Origin of the sequence: Hamadaea tsunoensis DSM 44101, assembly GCF_000428945.1 — a bacterium.
Lineage (GTDB): Bacteria > Actinomycetota > Actinomycetes > Mycobacteriales > Micromonosporaceae > Hamadaea > Hamadaea tsunoensis.
Genome location: NZ_AUAX01000029.1, coordinates 92999 through 110395 on the forward strand (window position 1 = coordinate 92999; position 17397 = coordinate 110395).

General features: G+C 70.5%; 19 protein-coding genes. 14 read left to right on the forward strand and 5 right to left on the reverse strand.

Annotated elements, in window-relative coordinates; translation table 11 throughout:
- Positions 1–24: 24 nt before the first annotated feature.
- From G401_RS0132695 to G401_RS56320, 5 genes are all read right to left on the reverse strand, one after another.
- Positions 25–474, reverse strand: a complete 450-nt coding sequence (locus G401_RS0132695; RefSeq protein ID WP_027345794.1) for a peptidoglycan-binding domain-containing protein — start codon at positions 472–474, stop codon at positions 25–27.
- 59 nt (positions 475–533) lie between these two features.
- Complete coding sequence (locus tag G401_RS0132700) at positions 534–1148, reverse strand: peptidoglycan-binding domain-containing protein (RefSeq protein WP_027345795.1); 615 nt, start codon at positions 1146–1148, stop codon at positions 534–536.
- Positions 1149–1213: 65 nt separating this feature from the next.
- A complete protein-coding gene (locus tag G401_RS53660) occupies positions 1214–1747 on the reverse strand; it encodes a peptidoglycan-binding domain-containing protein (RefSeq protein WP_027345796.1) in 534 nt (177 codons plus the stop codon).
- A 172-nt stretch (positions 1748–1919) separates the two neighbouring features.
- Positions 1920–2447, reverse strand: a complete 528-nt coding sequence (locus tag G401_RS55215) for a peptidoglycan-binding domain-containing protein (protein WP_211240910.1) — start codon at positions 2445–2447, stop codon at positions 1920–1922.
- 206 nt (positions 2448–2653) lie between these two features.
- Positions 2654–2800 carry a hypothetical protein gene (locus G401_RS56320; RefSeq protein WP_157546662.1) on the reverse strand — a complete coding sequence of 49 codons (147 nt, stop codon included), beginning with the start codon at positions 2798–2800 and terminating at the stop codon, positions 2654–2656.
- A 275-nt stretch (positions 2801–3075) separates the two neighbouring features.
- Here G401_RS56320 and G401_RS0132720 point away from each other — a divergent pair, with 275 nt between their 5' ends.
- The 14 genes from G401_RS0132720 to G401_RS50085 all read left to right on the forward strand — a co-directional run bounded on the left by G401_RS0132720 (position 3076) and on the right by G401_RS50085 (position 17280).
- A complete protein-coding gene (locus tag G401_RS0132720) occupies positions 3076–4356 on the forward strand; it encodes an ATP-grasp domain-containing protein (RefSeq protein ID WP_027345798.1) in 1281 nt (426 codons plus the stop codon).
- Positions 4357–4360: 4 nt separating this feature from the next.
- On the forward strand, positions 4361–5557 hold the full coding sequence (locus tag G401_RS0132725) for an MFS transporter (protein WP_084557887.1): 1197 nt from the start codon (positions 4361–4363) through the stop codon (positions 5555–5557).
- A 2-nt stretch (positions 5558–5559) separates the two neighbouring features.
- Positions 5560–7251: a hypothetical protein gene (locus tag G401_RS0132730; protein WP_157546663.1), complete on the forward strand. Its 1692-nt coding sequence runs from the start codon at positions 5560–5562 to the stop codon at positions 7249–7251.
- Complete coding sequence (locus tag G401_RS53665; RefSeq protein ID WP_051367476.1) at positions 7248–7811, forward strand: hypothetical protein; 564 nt, start codon at positions 7248–7250, stop codon at positions 7809–7811. The genes G401_RS0132730 and G401_RS53665 overlap by 4 nt, the downstream gene beginning before the upstream one ends.
- Before the next feature lie 125 nt (positions 7812–7936).
- Positions 7937–8344, forward strand: a complete 408-nt coding sequence (locus G401_RS0132740; RefSeq protein WP_034593848.1) for a hypothetical protein — start codon at positions 7937–7939, stop codon at positions 8342–8344.
- A gap of 822 nt (positions 8345–9166) precedes the next feature.
- The gene (locus tag G401_RS56325; protein WP_157546664.1) at positions 9167–9478 is read left to right on the forward strand and encodes a hypothetical protein; all 312 of its coding nucleotides are present in this window, start codon (positions 9167–9169) and stop codon (positions 9476–9478) included.
- 117 nt (positions 9479–9595) lie between these two features.
- Positions 9596–10822, forward strand: a complete 1227-nt coding sequence (locus G401_RS53670) for a nuclease-related domain-containing protein (protein ID WP_157546665.1) — start codon at positions 9596–9598, stop codon at positions 10820–10822.
- Positions 10823–10919: 97 nt separating this feature from the next.
- The gene (locus G401_RS56330) at positions 10920–11381 is read left to right on the forward strand and encodes a hypothetical protein (RefSeq protein WP_157546666.1); all 462 of its coding nucleotides are present in this window, start codon (positions 10920–10922) and stop codon (positions 11379–11381) included.
- Complete coding sequence (locus G401_RS50080) at positions 11336–11722, forward strand: hypothetical protein (RefSeq protein ID WP_034593850.1); 387 nt, start codon at positions 11336–11338, stop codon at positions 11720–11722. Before G401_RS56330 ends, G401_RS50080 begins: the two co-directional genes overlap by 46 nt.
- Positions 11723–12365: 643 nt before the next feature.
- Positions 12366–12857 (forward strand): hypothetical protein, encoded by a 492-nt coding sequence (locus tag G401_RS0132755; RefSeq protein ID WP_027345802.1) that lies wholly within the window; start codon positions 12366–12368, stop codon positions 12855–12857.
- 36 nt (positions 12858–12893) lie between these two features.
- Positions 12894–13817 carry a hypothetical protein gene (locus G401_RS0132760; protein WP_027345803.1) on the forward strand — a complete coding sequence of 308 codons (924 nt, stop codon included), beginning with the start codon at positions 12894–12896 and terminating at the stop codon, positions 13815–13817.
- A 62-nt stretch (positions 13818–13879) separates the two neighbouring features.
- Complete coding sequence (locus tag G401_RS0132765; protein ID WP_027345804.1) at positions 13880–14479, forward strand: hypothetical protein; 600 nt, start codon at positions 13880–13882, stop codon at positions 14477–14479.
- Between the two features lie 57 nt (positions 14480–14536).
- The gene (locus tag G401_RS0132770) at positions 14537–15388 is read left to right on the forward strand and encodes a hypothetical protein (protein ID WP_027345805.1); all 852 of its coding nucleotides are present in this window, start codon (positions 14537–14539) and stop codon (positions 15386–15388) included.
- A 224-nt stretch (positions 15389–15612) separates the two neighbouring features.
- Positions 15613–17280, forward strand: a complete 1668-nt coding sequence (locus tag G401_RS50085) for a ParB/RepB/Spo0J family partition protein (RefSeq protein ID WP_051367478.1) — start codon at positions 15613–15615, stop codon at positions 17278–17280.
- Positions 17281–17397: the final 117 nt, after the last annotated feature.

Consider the following 17397-nt stretch of genomic DNA (forward strand, 5'->3'; position numbering starts at 1 on the left):
CGGCCGGGCGCATTTGTGCAGATGTCAGCCGCCGGGGTGGGAGATCGTGTCGCAGCCGCCGCCATACGCGATATGTCGCATGGCCAGAGCGGTCTGCGGACCGTAGATCCCGTCGCGGTGGATGTGCAGCCTGCGCTGGACGCGCAGCAGGGCGGTCTGCGTACGGGGGCCGAAGACTCCGTCGACGCGCAGTCGGGCTCCAATCACTGCCGGGTAGCAGGTGTTCATGGATCGCTGGAGTGCGGCGACGGCGGTCGAGTGGGCGCCGCGTCCCATGTAGCAGCGCCAGCCGCTCGGAGCCGCGGGCACGAGGATGGTCCGGCCGGCGGTGCCTTGCCAGGTGCTGGTCCGGCAGTACGGCGTCGACGCCGACGCGGGGCTGGCGATCGTGACCAGGAGGCCGGCGATGAGCGCGAGCAGGATTGCGGCCGCGGTGCATCGGCGTCGGGTTGCGCGAGGTGTGCGTGCAGGCATGCGACTGTCTCTTTCGTGTGGGGCCGCCGGGCCGGGCTCGGCGCCGTCAGCTCGGGTGGTCAGCCGCCGAAGGGGTGGCAGAGGGGGCCGGTGCCGAACCCGCCGCCATAGCCGTAGCCCTGGTGGCGGATGGTGGTAGCGGTCGTCGGGCCGTAGATCCCGTCAGCGGTGATGCGGTGGTACTGCTGGACGCGGATCAGCGCCGCGCGGGTCGCCGGGCCGAAGTCGGCGTCTTCGGCCAGGTGCAGGCCGAGGTTGACGCCGCCGGACTGAGGCTGGGCCCCGTAACAGGCGTTGATGGTCTGCTGCAGGGTCAGCACGGCCACGTTGTGGGCGCCGCGCGACAGCAAGCAGCTCCACCGGTAGGAGCCGTCGCTGTAGCGGGCGGCCGGGGTCCAGATCGCGTACTCCGACGACCCGGAACCCAGGCGGGGATCGCCGTTGGCGTCCAGAAGATTCCACTCGTGCACGGTCGTGCACTGTGGGTTTCCTGCGGCGTGCGCCGGGGCGATGGCGGTGCCGGCCAGGCCGAGAAGGACCACGGCGATCGCGGCGATCAGCCGCCACCGCAGCGGCAGCGACGGGCGCGCGTGCGCCGGAACGGTATCGGCAGTCGGTGCCGCCGGACGCAGGACCGGGCCGGGACGATGCGCGGTGATGTGGTCGTCGGGCATGGTTTCTCCCCTGTGGTGGTGGGCCGCCGGGCCGGGGAAGTGGTCCGGCGGCCGCGTTCGAGCGGTCAGCCGGGCATGTCTTCGCAGATGGGCCCGGTGCCGGTGTCGCCGCCGTTGGACCAGGCGTTGTGCCGCATGGTGGTGGCGGTCTGAGGTCCGTAGACACCATCGGCGGTGATCTTGTGAAACTTCTGGATCTTGACCAGGGCTGCCTTGGTGGCCGGCCCGAAGTCGCTGTCTTCGGCCAGATGCAGCCCCAGCGCGACGCCGCCCCAAGTCGGCGAACTGCCGTAGCAGGCGTTGATCTCGGATTGCAGTTCGTAGACGGCGTCGTTGTGTGATCCCTGTGCCAGCAGGCAGTTCCAGGTGTACGAGCCGTCGTTGTTGCGGGCGGCCGGGGTCCAGACGGTGAAGTCGATGAAGCCGGGTTGCAGACCGAGGAATCTGTCGCCGTAGTAGTCGTATCGGTGCCAGCTGTGCTGGGTGGTGCATCGCGGAGCCGACGCGTACGCCGGGGTGCTGGCCGGTACGACGAACAAAGCGGCGACGAGCAGCACGGCGGCCAGGCCGGCGACCAGGTGGCCATGTCTGCGCGGCAAGCGCCTCACCGACGGCGGCCCGCTACCTGCGCTTAGGCCGCTGGTCGCGATCGTCGTGGAGTCGTTGGTGGACATGGGATCCCCCTGCAACAGCCCCCGGCGGGGCAGGTCTGTGGACGAGTGGCCGGTAGCCGCCTGGCCGCGTTGGATCTCAGCGCGGCCAGGCGAGAGGTCAGCGCACACCGGCTTCGGCGGTCGTGACGCACGTGATGAAGTAGCCGTAGGGCGTACGCATCAGGCCGCGGTGCCAGATCTTGGCGGCGGTCTGGGGCCCGTAGACCCCATCGGCGGGGATCTTGTGGAACTTCTGGACCTTCGCGACTGCGGCCTTGGTCGCTGGGCCGAAGTCGCCGTCCACGGCGAGAGAGACGCCGAGGTTCACGCCGCGGCTGTTGCCGTAGCACCAGTTCAGGCCACGTTGCAGTTCAGCGACCCCGGGATTGTGATCGCCGGATCGCGAGATGCACTTCCAGGTGCCCCAACCATCGTTCGCGGCGGGCAGGTAGACCTCTTCCTGCGGCAACTCGGCACCGGAGACCACCCGCGCCCAGTTGTCGCATCGTGGGGTCGACGCGCTGGCCGGTGTGGCGACCGACGCGGCTGCGACGCCGGCGAGCAGTACTGCGATGAGCCCGGCGGCGGTCCAGCAGCGCCGCCAACGGCGGCCTGACGGAGCCTGCGATCGCTCCGCCCTTCCCACCGGGCGACTGGTGGATGTGTTGGTGGACAACGGTTCCCCCCGTTCTTGCCAAAGCCGATCAGTGTTTGAGCCGTGATCGCTACGCCGGGCGCCGGTCAACGGTCGGCCCCAGCCGGGTGATCTGACTCGCATGTGGAGGCAGGTCGCAGCCGGATCAGTCCGGCCGCACGACCTGCGCGCGGCGAAGCCGTCTCGTAGATGTGCGGCTAGCGGGTCAGGTGGATCGGGTAGCCGCCGTGGGTTTCCAGCCAGATCTGCCGCGGGTCGCGGTGTGTGGTCCAGCGCCGTCCGAGGCCGTTGCGCTGACCGCGGAATCCGACACGGCTGGCGTAGCGCCACCGGATCAGGGACATGGTTGGGCCCTCCCTCGATACGAAGTGGAGGCGGCCCCCGTCGCCCGACTTAAACACACTAGCGTGTTTACTTAAACGCACCAGTGCGTTTAGTGTGTGATGCGGGCGGGCGCCTGTCAACCAGCAGCTCGCCGGCCCGGTACCACGGCACCTCGGCAACAACGAGTCAGGCGAACGCGCCGCAGACATCGCTAGGCCGTCTGTGTTGCAACGGATTCCGCGCCGCCGGAGTCGAGGCCGCCGGTCACTATCCGCGTCCAATGAGGGGGATCATTGTGACAACCGTTCTCGTCCTGTCCAACCACACTGACGTGCTCGAACAGGCTCTCCTGGCCCGCGGGCACGATGTGATCGCCGTCATGACCCGCCCGGCGTACCAACTGCGCCACCGCGCCGACGACCGTCCGCCATACCGGGTGCGGGTCGTGGAGTCCTGGCAAGCGTTCGAGGACATCGCCCGCGTGGGCAACCTGCTGCGCGGCGACGTCGAACGGGTCGCCACGACCTGGGAAGGCGCCGTCGTCGCCGCCGGATTCCTGCGCGACCTGCTCGACCTGCCCGGCATGAACATGCACACCGCGGTCGGCGTGACCGACAAGGCCGTCATGAAATGGCGCCTACAAGACGCCGGGATCAACGTCGCCCGGTTCCGGTACATACGCACACCGGCTGACGTCTACGAAGCGGCCGCGCACGTCGGCTGGCCGATGATCATCAAGCCCTATAAGGGATTCGGCTCCCTGGGCACCTTCAGCGTCGACACCGCGGCCGACCTGCGCGCCGCCGAACAGCGCCTGTTCCACGTCCCGCTCGGCACCTCGCCGTTCTTCAGCGCCGAACCCACCGTGCGGGCCCTCGCCGACCAAGGCGGCTTCCTCATCGAGCAGGACCTCCAGCCCGTCGCCGAGTACCACATCGACCAGCTGTGGGCCAACGGCGAACCGCTCTACAACGCCGTCGGGCTCTACAACATCCCGCCCTTGCAGGGCATGGGCACCTCGATGGGATCAGTCCTGCTGCCCTACGGCAGCGACGAGGCGATCCGCCTGTCCGGCCTCGCACAGCGGGCGGTACGCGCCCTCGCCGTCCGCGACGGGTTCACCCACACTGAGATCCTCGTCGACCGGCAGGGCCGCCTCTACGTCGGCGAGGTCGCCGCACGGCCCGGCGGCGGCGGCATCCAGCGCCTGCTGCACCACGCCTACGGCCTCGACGTGCCGTCGCTGCTGGCCCAGCATTCCGCCGGTGAACCCCTCACTGTCGACGTCGAGCCCCGGCCGGGCGTGTTCGGCTGGATCGGCCCGTACGCACCCGACGGCCGCATCCGCGAGATCGCGACCGTGTCCCGGATCATGCGCCAGCCGGGCGTCCTGGAAGCCACCGTGGTCGCCAAGCCCGGCGACAGCGGCGGCATGGCCGGATCGACACTGTGGGCCGGCGCCGTCGGAACCGCGATCGTGCACGCCGGCAGCATCGAGCAGGCCTTCGCGCGGATGACCGACGCCGCCGACGCGTACGGCATCGTCGTCGACCAGACCGTCACCGTGAGCCGGTGACCGCATGAACACACTTGCAGTCTCCACACCCGACAGTCCGCCTACCGACCAGCGGGGGACCGGCGGCCCAGCCGCCGCCCCCGCCGTGCGGCGCCTGCTGGCCACGCTCGGCAGTGTCCGGGTCGGGTTCGTCGTGGTCCCGCTGATGTCGTACTGGCTGGCCGCCGGCCACCACCTCGGCCCGCGTACCGTCGCGCTGCTGATGGCCGGGTTCGGCGCCGGGTGGGCGATGTCCGCGCCGGTCGGCGGGTGGCTGGCCGACCGGATCGGCGCCCGCGCCACCATCACCACCACCAGCCTGATCGCCGCCGGTGCGTACCTCTTCCTCGGCGCAGTCCACCAGCCGGCCGCGCTCGCGGCCGCCGCGGTTCTCACCGGGGCGACGTTCGACGCCTACCGGCCGCCGCTGCAAGCCGCCCTCACCGCACACAGCCGCGGCCCGGCCGACTCGGCCGCCGCGCAGCGGTGGCTTTACCTCGTCCTCAACGCCAGCCGGATCCTGTCCTGCCTCCTGGGCGCGGCGCTGCTCGGCTGGTCCTGGACGGCTCTGTTCCTGGCCAACGCCGCCGCGAACCTCGCCCTCGCCGTCCTCACGCTCGCCCAGCCTGCTCGCCTGTACCCGCGCACCGGCCCGGCCGCAGAGACGCCCCGAGCGGGCGTTCTGCGCGATCGGCGCCTGATCGCGATCACGGGCCTGACGTTCGCGTTCTGGCTGGTCCATCTACAGTCGACGGTCAGCCTGCCGGTCCTCCTGAACGCGCACGGCAGCACCCCGCGCGGGTACGCACTCTTGCTGGCCCTCGACCCGGCCGTGGTCTTGCTCGTCTCGGCCATCGCCGGACGGTGGCTCGCCCGCGTACCGGCGCTGACCGGCTGCGCGCTCGGGACGGGCCTGGTCACCCTCGGCCTCGTCGCCGCCGGGCTGACCGGCACCCTCCAGGCCGCCGCGTGGACGCTGCCGATCTGGGTCACCGGCGAGCTGCTCACGCTGACCGCCGCGCCCGCCGTCGTCGCCGCGATCGCCCCACCAGACCGCCGCGGGTCCTACTTCGGCGTATGGGCCGCGACCCAAGGCGCGGGTGCCGTGTGCGCTCCGCTGCTCGCCGCCGTGGTGCCGGGCCGGCCGCTGTGGCTGCTGACCGCCGCCGTCGGCGTGGCCGCCACCGCCGGATTCCTTACCTGGCAGCACCTCACCCGCTGACGGTGACCACACCCGATCCCGACCCGGGCATTTCCATGCCCGCCAACGGATCCCTTCCCGCATCCCTCGGCGAAACCCTTGGCAGGCAAACGATGCGCAAAGAAGCACGGCTCTACACCGACATCTGGGACGACGACCCCGACTGGACCGCGCTCACCTTCGCCGCGCAGTGGGCGTACACGATGCTGCTCTCGCAGCGCGACCTCGAACACCACGGCGGCATCGCGCTGCGCATCCCACGCTGGTCGCATCTGGCCAGCGACATGACCGAACCCATCCTCACCCAGGCCATCGACGAACTCGAAGAACACCGGTTCGTGATCCTCGACCGCGCTTACGGCGAGCTGTTCGTCCGCTCCCTCGTCCGCGGCGACCGCGTTTACAAGCAGCCCAACGTCCTGCGCTCGGCCGCCGACCGGCTCAGCGAAGTCCGCAGCCCCGTCATCCTCGCCGCCATGCACGCCGAACTCCAGCGCGTCAACGACCTGCCCGACCTGACCGAGAACTGCCGCCTCATCGTCAAGGAGATGCTCGAAGCCACCTCGCCCGGCGCGCCGCGCCCGGTCCGCCGGCCACGCCGCCGCCCCGCAACCGCGTCCCAGTACCCTTCGGGCGACCCCGGCGCGATGGCTACCGGCGACCCTTCCGCTGGGGCTAGCGAGAACCCTTCCGGAGAGGACACACCGAACCCTTCAGGCCGCCCATCCGGCAGGCGTGCTGCGAAGCCGACTTCCAAGGCCGCCCCAAAGGCTTCCTCCAAGAACACCGCGAAGGGTTCCCGCAACCGTTCCGCCAACCCCGACGGTGAAACGTCGGCGAAGGCTTCCGCCTACCGAACCGGCAAGCCGTCCGCCCAGCCTGCCGCCGACGCGACACCGGTCGCGGCAGCGACGCCAGACGCCGCGCCCCCGGCACCCCCGGCGGCCCCGCTCGATCCGCCTTCACGGGGATCGGGAAACCCCGCGCCCATCCCTTCCGCCAACCCTCCCGACGACGGACTGCCGCAGCCTGACCCGGCCGCAGGTCCCGCGCCAGCACCGCACGGCCATCGGGCGATCATGGGTGCCTGGCTGCGCAGCACCGGCGACCGGGTGCCGCCCGCAGACCTTGTCGAACAGGTCGGGCGCGTCCTCGCCGATGCCCTTCAGGTCAGCGGCTCGGCACAGCGCACAGCCAAGGTCCTCGCCCGCTGGCAGGACGAGGACGGCACCGATCCGGCCCGACTCGCGGCGATGATCGCCAACGCCGCGCCGCCTGATGTCGCAGCCGCCGCCGAGGCCGCCAGCCCTACCGCGACCGGCGCCGCGCCTTTGGACGCCGAGTTCCGCGATCCGTGGGACTCCGACGCGCTCGCCGCCGCCACTACAGCCATCACCCAACCGTGGCTGCACGCTCTCACCGACCAGCCCACTGCCGAAGCGCTCAGGGACATCGAGTACCACGTCACCCGGGCACTCACCGACGGCTATTCGCCCGAGCACATCGCCGCACATCTGGCCGCGTGGTACGCGTCCGGCAGCGACGATCCGTGGCAGCTCACCGACCTCATCGAGGGCGTCGCAGACGCCACCCCGCAGCAAGGCCACCCGGTGAGCGCCGTACCGCCGATCAGCCCAGCCACGACAACGCCCACCGACGACGACACACCGGCCAACGCCGAAGAATGGCTCGCCACCGCCAAGGCCCAGCCATGACCCGCGACGAGATCCGCGACCTCCTGCGGGCCGCTCGCGCCCGCGACAACCGCAAAATCACCGACGACCTGATCACCGCGTGGCAGCAAGACCTCGACGACCTCCCGTACGCCCTCGCCGAGGCCGCGCTGCGCTGGCACTACCAGCACAGCCACGAGTGGCTCATGGCCGCCCACATCCGCGCCAACGCCGCTCACCTCCAACGCGAACGCCTCCGCGCCCAATACCGCCGGCGCCAAGCCGAAGCCGCCCAAGCCGATCGCGCGAACCGCGACACCCGGCCGCTGCGCGACCGCAGCGCCGACATCCAGGCCCTCGTCCACGAGATGGCCGCCCGGCTCACCACCCCGGCATCGTTGGCCATCACCGCCGCCTGGCGCGCCCGGCGCATCACCGCCGGCCCCAGCCGCCCGGCGCCGCCGCCCCCAGCACCACCGCCGGCCGACCTGTCCGATACTGACCGGGCCGCCCGCGAAGCCGAAGCGATCCGGGCACTGCACAAGGCCGGTCGCCCGTGCGGATCACCGAACTGCGCCCGACCTGAGTGCGTCGACGCGTGACCACGAACCATCTGCCGACCCGTTACCTGAACCATAGTCGATCAAGTTGTGCACACTCGTCGGTCGTCCACAGATCCACCACCGCATCCGTTGCACCACAACCGATCCCGATGGAAGCTGCGGCTGTGAACGTCATTGAGATGGCCGCCGGCCTTTCCGAACAGGTAGGCGCCGAAGGCTCCACCAGCACCGCCGTCCTCGTCGGGCTGCACCTGACCGTCGCCGTCTGCGCCGCCGCCGCGCCGCCCGACATCGACGCCGAACTACGCTGGGGCCAAACCGCCGTCGCCATCCGCGGCATCCTCGACATGCTCGACCCGCGACCCGACCGCCGCATTGAGCTGCCCGCCGACCTAGCGTCTGAGCTTGACCTCACGGTCATCGCAGCCGCCCTGGTCGGCCTGTTGACCGCCATCGCCGACGCGTTCGCCTTCACCGCTGACGGCTATGGCGACCAGACCCTGCGATACGAGTACGCCTGGTACCGCGTCGCAGAGCAGGATCTGCGCGCCGCGGCCTCCGCGTTGTCATAACCACTGGCCGATGGCTGGACGTCGCGCCAGCACCGGCAGGCAGGGGACGGCCAGCCCCGCACACCCGTGCAAACGTCGCCACCACACCGCGGCAGCAGACCCTTCACTGAACCCGTCCGGGACGGCCGCCGAGCGGCTCCGGATCGGTCGAGGCGCACCGACTCAGTCTTCCCGGGCCGCACGCGTCGTGGCCCTTGCCCGATCCCCTGCGGTAACCCTTCCGGCAAGGGTCACCCCGACGGCCGTCGTCAGGGTGCGCGCTACCGATAGGGCAAGCCTCAAACCGGCTGGTCGCAGGGGGTACGCCGTCACGAGAGCGTGTTCGGCGCGCGGTTCCGGGAACGTGATCGACGCCGCCGGCGGTCGCGTTTCGTGGGGGTCGAGGCGATGCACGGCGACCGCCGCGCGACGGCATGCGGTATGGCTACGGCCGGGCCCTGTGTCGAGGCATAAGCGAACCCTCCGCGCATGTCCTCCTTGACTCCTTGTGCGAACCCATCGCGAAAGCCTCCGCACAAGCCATCCGCCCACGGTTCTCGGCAGGGATCGCAGAAGACGTCCTGGGGAATGGGGGTGGTTACGGTCGTGACCAAAGTGGTGCCCCAGACCCCAAACTCCAAACCCCATGTGGGTGGACGCTCTTGGAGATCAACTCACTACGCGCGCGGGCGCTCACGCGCCTCCACACACCCGGGCGCGCAAGGATGCCAACCATTGTGGGCTGCGGCAACGCGACCGTCGTCACAAACGTCACCGTCGCCACCGCGCCGCCGATGCGCTACCGCCCACATCGAGCACTGCCACCATCGGGGGGAGCTGGGCATGATCACCAACCGCGACGCGGCACCGCCTCCCGTCACGGCCCCGACTCGCCGCACGATGCCCCACCTGCCGCCGACCGTGGCCGTTGTCGCGTTCGGCCTGCGCCGGGCCGCCGGATCTACGCCGATGCCTGGGAACGGCCAGCGGACCATGCCGGTACGGCCCCACCTGTGGGCAGTCCAGGCCGAGCACGCCGACTCCGGCCGGCATGCCGCCTTTGACAGTGACCGCGAACCGTTGCCGTGCAACGGTTTCACACCTTCGGTCGTGTCTCCTCACCACCTGCGTCATCATCGCATTTTCGGCACCTGACCGGCGGACACGACTGCGGGACGGCACCGACCGCCGCCCTCGTGCGCAAGCGGGTCGCCGGCCGGGCGGCCGAGGCGTATCGTCCAAATCGGATCGTCTGGGGGGAGGCTGATCAGCTTGCGGCGGACCAAAGTGCGGCGATGGACCAGGGGCCTGCACGACCGGCTCTACATCTCGACTATCCCGACAGGCGCCGAGCCGTCGATCGACATCGGCTGGTTCGACCTGCGCACCCAACGACAGCAGCTGATGATCCCCGGCATGATGGCTGAGTTCGACGCCGCGATCACCTGGTGGCGGCACCTGCCCAAGGGGCAGCAAGCAGCCGTGCTCGCCGACGAGACCGCCGACCTCGCCGCCACTGCCGCCGGCACGCAGGCCCGCGAGCGTGCCCAGCAGGTACGCCCCGGCCTGTTCGGCCGCACGCTCGCCCGGCTCACCGGCCGGCCGACCCCGGACCAGTCCTGGCGTGTCGGCGCTGCGGGCGAGGACGCCGTCGCAACCAAGCTCGACACCCTCAACCGCCGCGGATGGCATGTGCTGCACAGCATCGACACCGGCGCCGGCGACATCGACCACCTCGCCATCGGCCCCCACGGCGTCTTCGTCATCAACACCAAACACCACCGAGGCTCCCGCGTCGATGTCACCGACCGCGCCGTCACGGTCAACGGCTACCGCCAGCAGTACCCGGCCGAGGTGTCCCGCGAAGCCGCCCTCGCTCGCGCCGCGCTCGGCCAGGCATGGGGCCACGCCGTACACGTCACCCCGCTGATCGTCGTCCACGGCCACACCAGCATCACCGGCTGGCAGCGCCACCATCCCGGCGGCGTCCGCGTCCTGCCTTCCCACGCCCTCACCGCCTGGCTACGCTCACCCGGCCCCACGATCCACAACACGGCCGACGTCGAGCAGCTCTACGCCGCCGCCCGCCGACCGACGACCTGGCGCACCGCAACCGCTCGCCCCGCACCCGCGTGTACGGCCACAGCCCGCGAACACGGCGGTTCCGCGCCGGCCGCGATGCCCGTCGCCGCGCCCGCATTCGACCCGCGTACGCCGCACTGGCGCGCGCGCATCGAACACGGCGACCCGTACGAGCAGTTCACCGACGCCCAGGCCGCCGCCAAACTCGGCCTGCCCCTCGCCGAATTCCTCCACCTGGTCGTGGTCAGCCAGCCTTTCTGGGACCACCCCGCCTGGGGCCGTCCGCCCCTGCCACTGCCCACCGTCATCACCATGGGCAGTACCCACCGTCTCTGGGCCCGCTGGGGCCTCGCCGAGCACTTCGGCGCACCGCCCGCACCGCCCACCGAACTCGAACAACCCCTCACCGCCGAATAACAGCCGCCTGCGGGGTGGTCTCGGCCAGTTGGCCGGGACCACCCCGCCCTGTGCGGTAGCGTGACCGCTCGTCCGCCGGCCTGCAGAGGAAGCGCCGATGAACACTCGCGTCCGCTGGGACGACCTACCAGAACAGCTGCGCCGACTCATCGAAACCGAAACCGGCCCCTTCGCCGACGCCCAACAGATGACCTCGGGAAGCAACTGCCTGCTCGGCATGGCCATGCAAACAGTCCACGGCGACCGCTACTTCCTCAAAGGCGTACCCGACGATCATCGCCGGGCAATCTGGACACAAGCCAACGAGGCCCTGATCAACCCCAGCGTGCGCGACCTGTCCGCACCGCTGGAGTTCCATATCAGCGCCGTCGGCTGGGACGTCCTTGGTTTCCGATTCCTCGCCGACCACCGTCAAGCCGACCTCACACTAGGTTCACCTGACCTACCCCTCATCGCCGACACGCTGCGTCGACTGGCAGCGAAACCGGCCCGCAAGAGGTTGCCCTGCGAACCATGGCGGACCGCTTCACCACCTACGCCGGCGCCCACGCCTCACTGATGGACGGCACCACCATCGCCCACACCGACATGCAAGCCCACAACATCCTCATCGGCCCCACCGCCCGACTCGTCGACTGGGCCTGGCCCACCGTCGGCGCCGCCTGGATCGACACCGCCTACCTGGCTCTGCACATGATCCGCGCCGGCCACCACCCCAAAGACGCCGAACTCTGGGCCGAAACCCTGCCCGCGTACGCCACCGCCCACGACGACGCAATCTCCGTCCTCGTCGCCGCCAACGTCGCGATCTGGGAAGAGATCACCGCCGCCGACCCGCAACCCTGGAAAGCCGAAGTCCGCGACGCCGCCCGACGCTGGGCCGCACACCGAGGCTTGTAACCCCGACACCATCGACGCCAATGAGGGAAGGCATCCCCCACAGGAGCGGCCGCCGAACCGTCATGGCCGGAAGACCCTAAAAGACCAGTTCAAAAGCATCATTGCCCATGTCCGCGGCTGGCCCGGACCGTTGCTCCCGCGGGCACCGGACGCACCGGCCAAACCCGGGCCGGCACGCCCTGCCAGCTGATCGTCTGGTCACCACGAACACCCCGCCGGCCTCACCCCGCCGCCGACCGGCGCGAGGTCAGAGCGGCCAGGCGTGACCGCCTGGCTAAGGACCGCCTTCGGCGGCCTGCCTTTTAAAGCCGCACCCGGCTTACGGCCCCGACCCTCCCGGTCAAGGCCACCTCCAACATCCTTTCCGGGCAAGAACGGCCCGAAAAGCATCTTGGAGCCTCCAACCTTGACCGCGAGCCTCTGTCGGGACCTAGGGCGCCGAGTACGGGCGGCGGCAGGTGCCGCCGCCCCGCCCAACGGGCGCGGCAAACCCCCGCCCCGCCGCCGGTCCGCACGTCCACAGCGGACAGAAAAACAGGGATCAAAAGACAAGAAAATCCCTGGTCAGACTACCTTTTTCCTTGCCTAGTCTGGTAGGATGTTACATATAAGGAAGAGGGAAACCGCAGGAAGGAGAGCCCCGATGTTCACCGACGCAGAGACCGCCCGCGAACTCCAGCGGTGCACGGCGTACGACGTCCCCGAGGTCGCACCCGTGACCCACGAGGAGCACTTCTACACCGCCACGCGGGAGATGGCGCAGGCCGCCTGTCAGGAACTCGGCGGGAAGACGTGGGAGGCGCACGCGGTCATGCCGCGCTACTGGCGCGACGAGAACCACCAGACCGACCAGGTGATCATTCTCGACGACGCTCTGTTGATCGTGTTCTCCCACATCGTGAAGCACGGTCAGCGCGACCGCCTGCGGCTCACGCTCAACGGCACACCGGTAGCGCACCGCCCGCTGCGCGGCGTGATGGCCTGGCATCACGACGCCGCCGTGCGCAGCCTGTACCTGCACGTGCGGCTCATCGAGCCGGACCCGTGCGACGCGTTCACCTGCCGCAAGGCCCCCGAGTGGACCGGGCTCAACGGCGTGGCCTACTGCGACGAGCACGCCGCCCTTTACCTCTAGTCAGTCTGTCAGGATGTTACTTAAGGAGCAGTCTTCGTGATCATCGCCGCCCAGCCCACGCCGTACTACCTCGGGACCTGCAAGACCTGCAACCGCCCGGTACGCGTCACCGTCGAGACTCCCGCCAACGATCACCGCACGATCGGGTGCCCCGCGTGCGGCGAGGACGTGGCCGCGCAGCGCCTGTACGCGACTACCACGGCCGAGATCTGCCACCCCCGGTGCCACAACGCGACCGGCCGTGACTGCGACTGTGGCTGTGGAGGTCACAACCACGGTAGGACGTGGGCGACCAGCACGAGTGAGGCGGTAGCCGACGAGGTCGCGGCCTGGCGCGAGCGCCAGGCCCAGGCCGAGGACCGCCGCGCCCGAGCCCACGCGAGCAAGGTTCGCGCGTTCGAGCAGTGGGCCGCCGACACCGAGTCCGGCGACGTCGTCGCGTGGCTGGCCAGCGACGATCGGCCCGCGTCGGAGTTCCTGGACTCCCTGGCCGAACGTGTGGCCGAGTACCGCGCGCTCAGCCCCGCCCAGGTCAACGGCGCGCGTCGGTGGATCGAGGCCGCCGCCCGTCGCATCGAGCGCCGCGCCGCCGCTGTGGCCGCCACCCTGGCCCGCGCCGCCGAGCGCGTCGCGCTCGGACTGTCCGCAGTGCAGCCCCTGCCGACCGGTAAGGGGGTCGAGGTCACGGGCGTGATCGCGGCGACGGCGATCCGTGACAACCACTTCGCCCGCAGCGGTGCCGCCAGCTACCGCATGCAGGTCCAGGGCGACGGATGGGAGCTGTGGAGCACCGTCCCGGCCGCCCTGCTCAGCGGCAGCGAGCCCCTGTCGGCCCTGCGCGGCCGGACGGTGCGGTTCATCGCCGACGTCGAGGCCGACGCCGCCAACCCCGCCACCGGCCAGGCCAAGCGCCCCCGCAAGGCCGCCCTGATCGAGACCGCGCAGCCGGTCGCCGCCTGACAACCCCGGGGTACGCCCGGCCCGACCGCCGGGCGTACCCCGCCGCCGAAAGGAGAACCACGATGTCCCAGGCAGCCGCCGACAACACGATGCGCGCGGAGCTTGCCCGCGCCGCCGTCCGAGCGTTCACCGCCATCGCCTACAGCCACGAACGCCGACCGATGTCCGACCCCGAACTCATGAGGATGTACGCCGACCACGCGTACGCGGCCATGGTCGCGTTTTCGATCGCGGGCGGCAATGGCCCCATGGTCCTGATCCCGAGCATGGAGCCGGGCGACGACCAGCCCGCCAGCTCTCATGAGATCTGGTGCTCGGTGCAGTGCGACATTGACGAGACGGTGCGCGACTTCCTGTGCAACGTGCGCCACATGCTCGCACAACACGGCCTCACCATCGAAGACGTCGAGGCCCGCCGCCTGCCCGTGCTGCCCGTCCCGCATCACACCGAAGCCCTAGCGGCATTCGCCCTGCTGGCGTGCCTGCGCGTCTACACCGCCGCTGCATGGCTCGATTACGACCTCATGGACGAGATGGCCGCCGCCAACTACGCCGAAGAGACCGCCGAGGCCGCCGACGACGCAGCCATGATCGCCGCCGCCGCCGCCCTGGCCGCCGCCACCCCTGACGAGATCGGCCGGGCCGCCGCCCGCCTGGTCTGAAACCCCCGGTGCGCCCGGCAAACCCGCCGGGCGCACCCCACCCGAGAGGAGCGCCCCATGTCCACCCAGACCGGCGGCCGCAAGACCGCCCGCAAGAGCGGCAGCAAGACCAGCCGCCGCAGCAGCCGCTACACCCCCGAGGAGATCGCGCAGTTCAAGGCCAACGACCAGGCGTTGAAGGACCGCGCCGACGCGGCACTGTCCGACCCGGACGGCCGCATGGTCGCAACCGTGGTCGAGTACGCCACGACCGCCCGCCTGTCGCCCCGGTTCTTCACGTACTCGCTGCGCAATCAGGCCCTGATGATCCAGCAGGCCGAAGACCTCGGGATCACGCTGTCCGATGTCGGCAGCCCCAGGCACTGGCGCGAACTCGGGCACACCATCACCGACAACCGCCCGATGCGCATTGTCCGGCCGCGTGGCCGCACCGCCGCCCAGGAGGACCAGGCCGACAGCGCCGAAAGCACCGAACCCGAAGGCGGCGAAGGCACAGACGGCAGCGAAGGCGATTCGGTGCGGTTCCGCATGATGGCCGTCTACGACGTATCGCAAACCGATGGACCCGAGTTCGAGCCCGCCGACCCCGACGAATATCTGGTCCCGGCAGCATTCCGGGGGGTCGACGACACCGCCTCGGAATGCCCGCAGTGCGGCCAGACCGAATGCGACCCGCTCAACTTCGCGTGCCACAACGACGCCCCGCCGACCCCGGCCGAGGCCCTGGCCTACTCCCTGCGCGTGCAGCTGGAGCGGGCCGGATGGACCCTCACGCACGAGCCCGCCGCCGAGGCCCGCGCCGACGACGAAGCCCGCGTGATCTACGTGCACGACGAGGCCACCCCGCAGGCCCTGCGCGTCATGGCCGACATCGTGGCCCGCCTAACGACCACCCAGAACAAGCCCTAGCAGTCTGTCAGGATGTTACGTCAATCGGTCGGGGGGTTGCAGCCCCCGACCGGGACGGCGGGCGCGGATCGCGATCCCGGCGGCATCGAGCCGCCCGGCTCGCGGCCCCGGTGGTCACCGCCACCGCCCGCCACCGGACCTGAAAGCCCCAGGCCGCAACGAGTCCCAGCACCGCCGCAATGCCCACCCGAGGACCAGCGCCATCTACGAAGGAGACACCTGCAATGAGCACCACGAAGACCGCCCGCAAGCGCAACACCAAGACCACCGCCCCGGCCGCCGCCGTCGACCTCTCCCGTGCCGAGCTGGTCTACGTCGACCCGGCCAAGCTGATCATCGGCAAGAACGCCCGCACCACCGTCGACCTTGATCCCGCGTTCCTGGACAGCCTCACGGCATTCGGCGTTCAAGAGCCGATCACCGCTTGGACCGTCGACGGCGAGACCTACGAAGTGGTCAAGGGTCAGCGCCGCACCCTCGGCGCGCTCAAGATCGGCTTGCCGGAGGTTCCCGTACTGGTCCGCCGCGCCCCGACCGACGAGGCCATGCGCATCCAGTTGCAGATCATCGAGAACGAGCGCCGCGCCGCCTTCACCACCGAGGACAAGGCCGCCGCGTACGTGCAGCTGACCGCGTTCGGTGTGGCCGCCGGAGACATCGAGAAAGCGGGCGTTGCCCGCGCCGCCGACGTCGTGGCCGCCGTCAAGGTCGCAGCCAGCACCAGCGCCCAGCGAAACGCCGACCTGTACGGGCTCACCCTGGAACAGGCCGCCGTCGTCGCCGAGTTCGAGGACGACGACGAGGCCGTGACCAAACTGACCGACGCCGCCACCACCGGCCAGTTCGAGCACGTCACGCAGACCCTGCGCGACGCCGCCGAGCGCGCCAACGCCGAGGCAGCGTTCCGGCAGAGCCTGGCCGACCAGCTCACCGCCGCCGGAGTGCGGATCATCGACGAGCCGCGCACCTGGATTCAGAACAACACCGGCCGGGTCGAGGACCTGTACGACCGCGACGGCAACAAGGCCGACCCCGACCAGCACACCCAGTGCCCCGGCCACGCCGCCTACATCACCAGCACCCACTACGGCGACGCCGACCCGTACCGCATCGGGTACGCGTGCGCCGACCTGGCCGCCAACGGCCACTACCCCAGCAAGCCCACCAAACTCCGGCCCTCGGACATGACATACGCCGAGCGCGAGCAGGTCAAGGCCGCCCGCAAGGACGTCATCACCTCCAACCAGGCGTGGGAGTCCGCCGAGAAGGTCCGCCGAGCGTGGCTCAAGAAGCTGTTCGCAGGCAAGACCGCACCCAAGGGCGCGGTGAAGTTCATCGCCGAATCCCTCGCCCGCGCCGACCACGAACTGAGCCAGGCCATCAGCGGCAACAACGAACTCGCGCTGACCCTGCTCGCGGTCAAGACCACCGGGAACATGGCCGGGTGCAAGGCCCTGGCCGCCCAGATGGCCCGCGCCACCGACGCCCGCGCCCAGCTGATCACCCTCGCCCTCATCCTGTCGGCGTACGAGGCCCGCACCGGCAAGCACAGCTACCGCAACGTAGACAACGCCACCTCCCGCTACCTGCTGTTCCTCCAGTCCATCGGATACGCCCTGTCCGACGTCGAGACCCGCGCCACCGTCACCGCCAACCCGGCCGAACCGGCGCAGGCCGCGCCCGCCCCGCCCGAGCAGGACGACGACCGGGACACCGAGGCCCCGACCAAGGCCACGGCCGCTCCGCAGGAGCCCGATCACCGCGCCCAGGACGACGAGGACCGCGACGACGAGGACCCGGAAGACGACGGCGACCACCTGGAGAACGCGTACGCCGCCGAGCTGGACGCCGACACCGACGACGCCGACCGCTACGCCGCCGAGCTGGAGTAGCCCACCCCACGGGGCGGCCCGCCACCAGGGCCGCCCCACCCGCCGCGCGCGGGACGCGAGCCGGCCGGCATCGAGCCGACCGGATCGCGACCGGGGCGGCCGGCCCGCGCGGGCCGG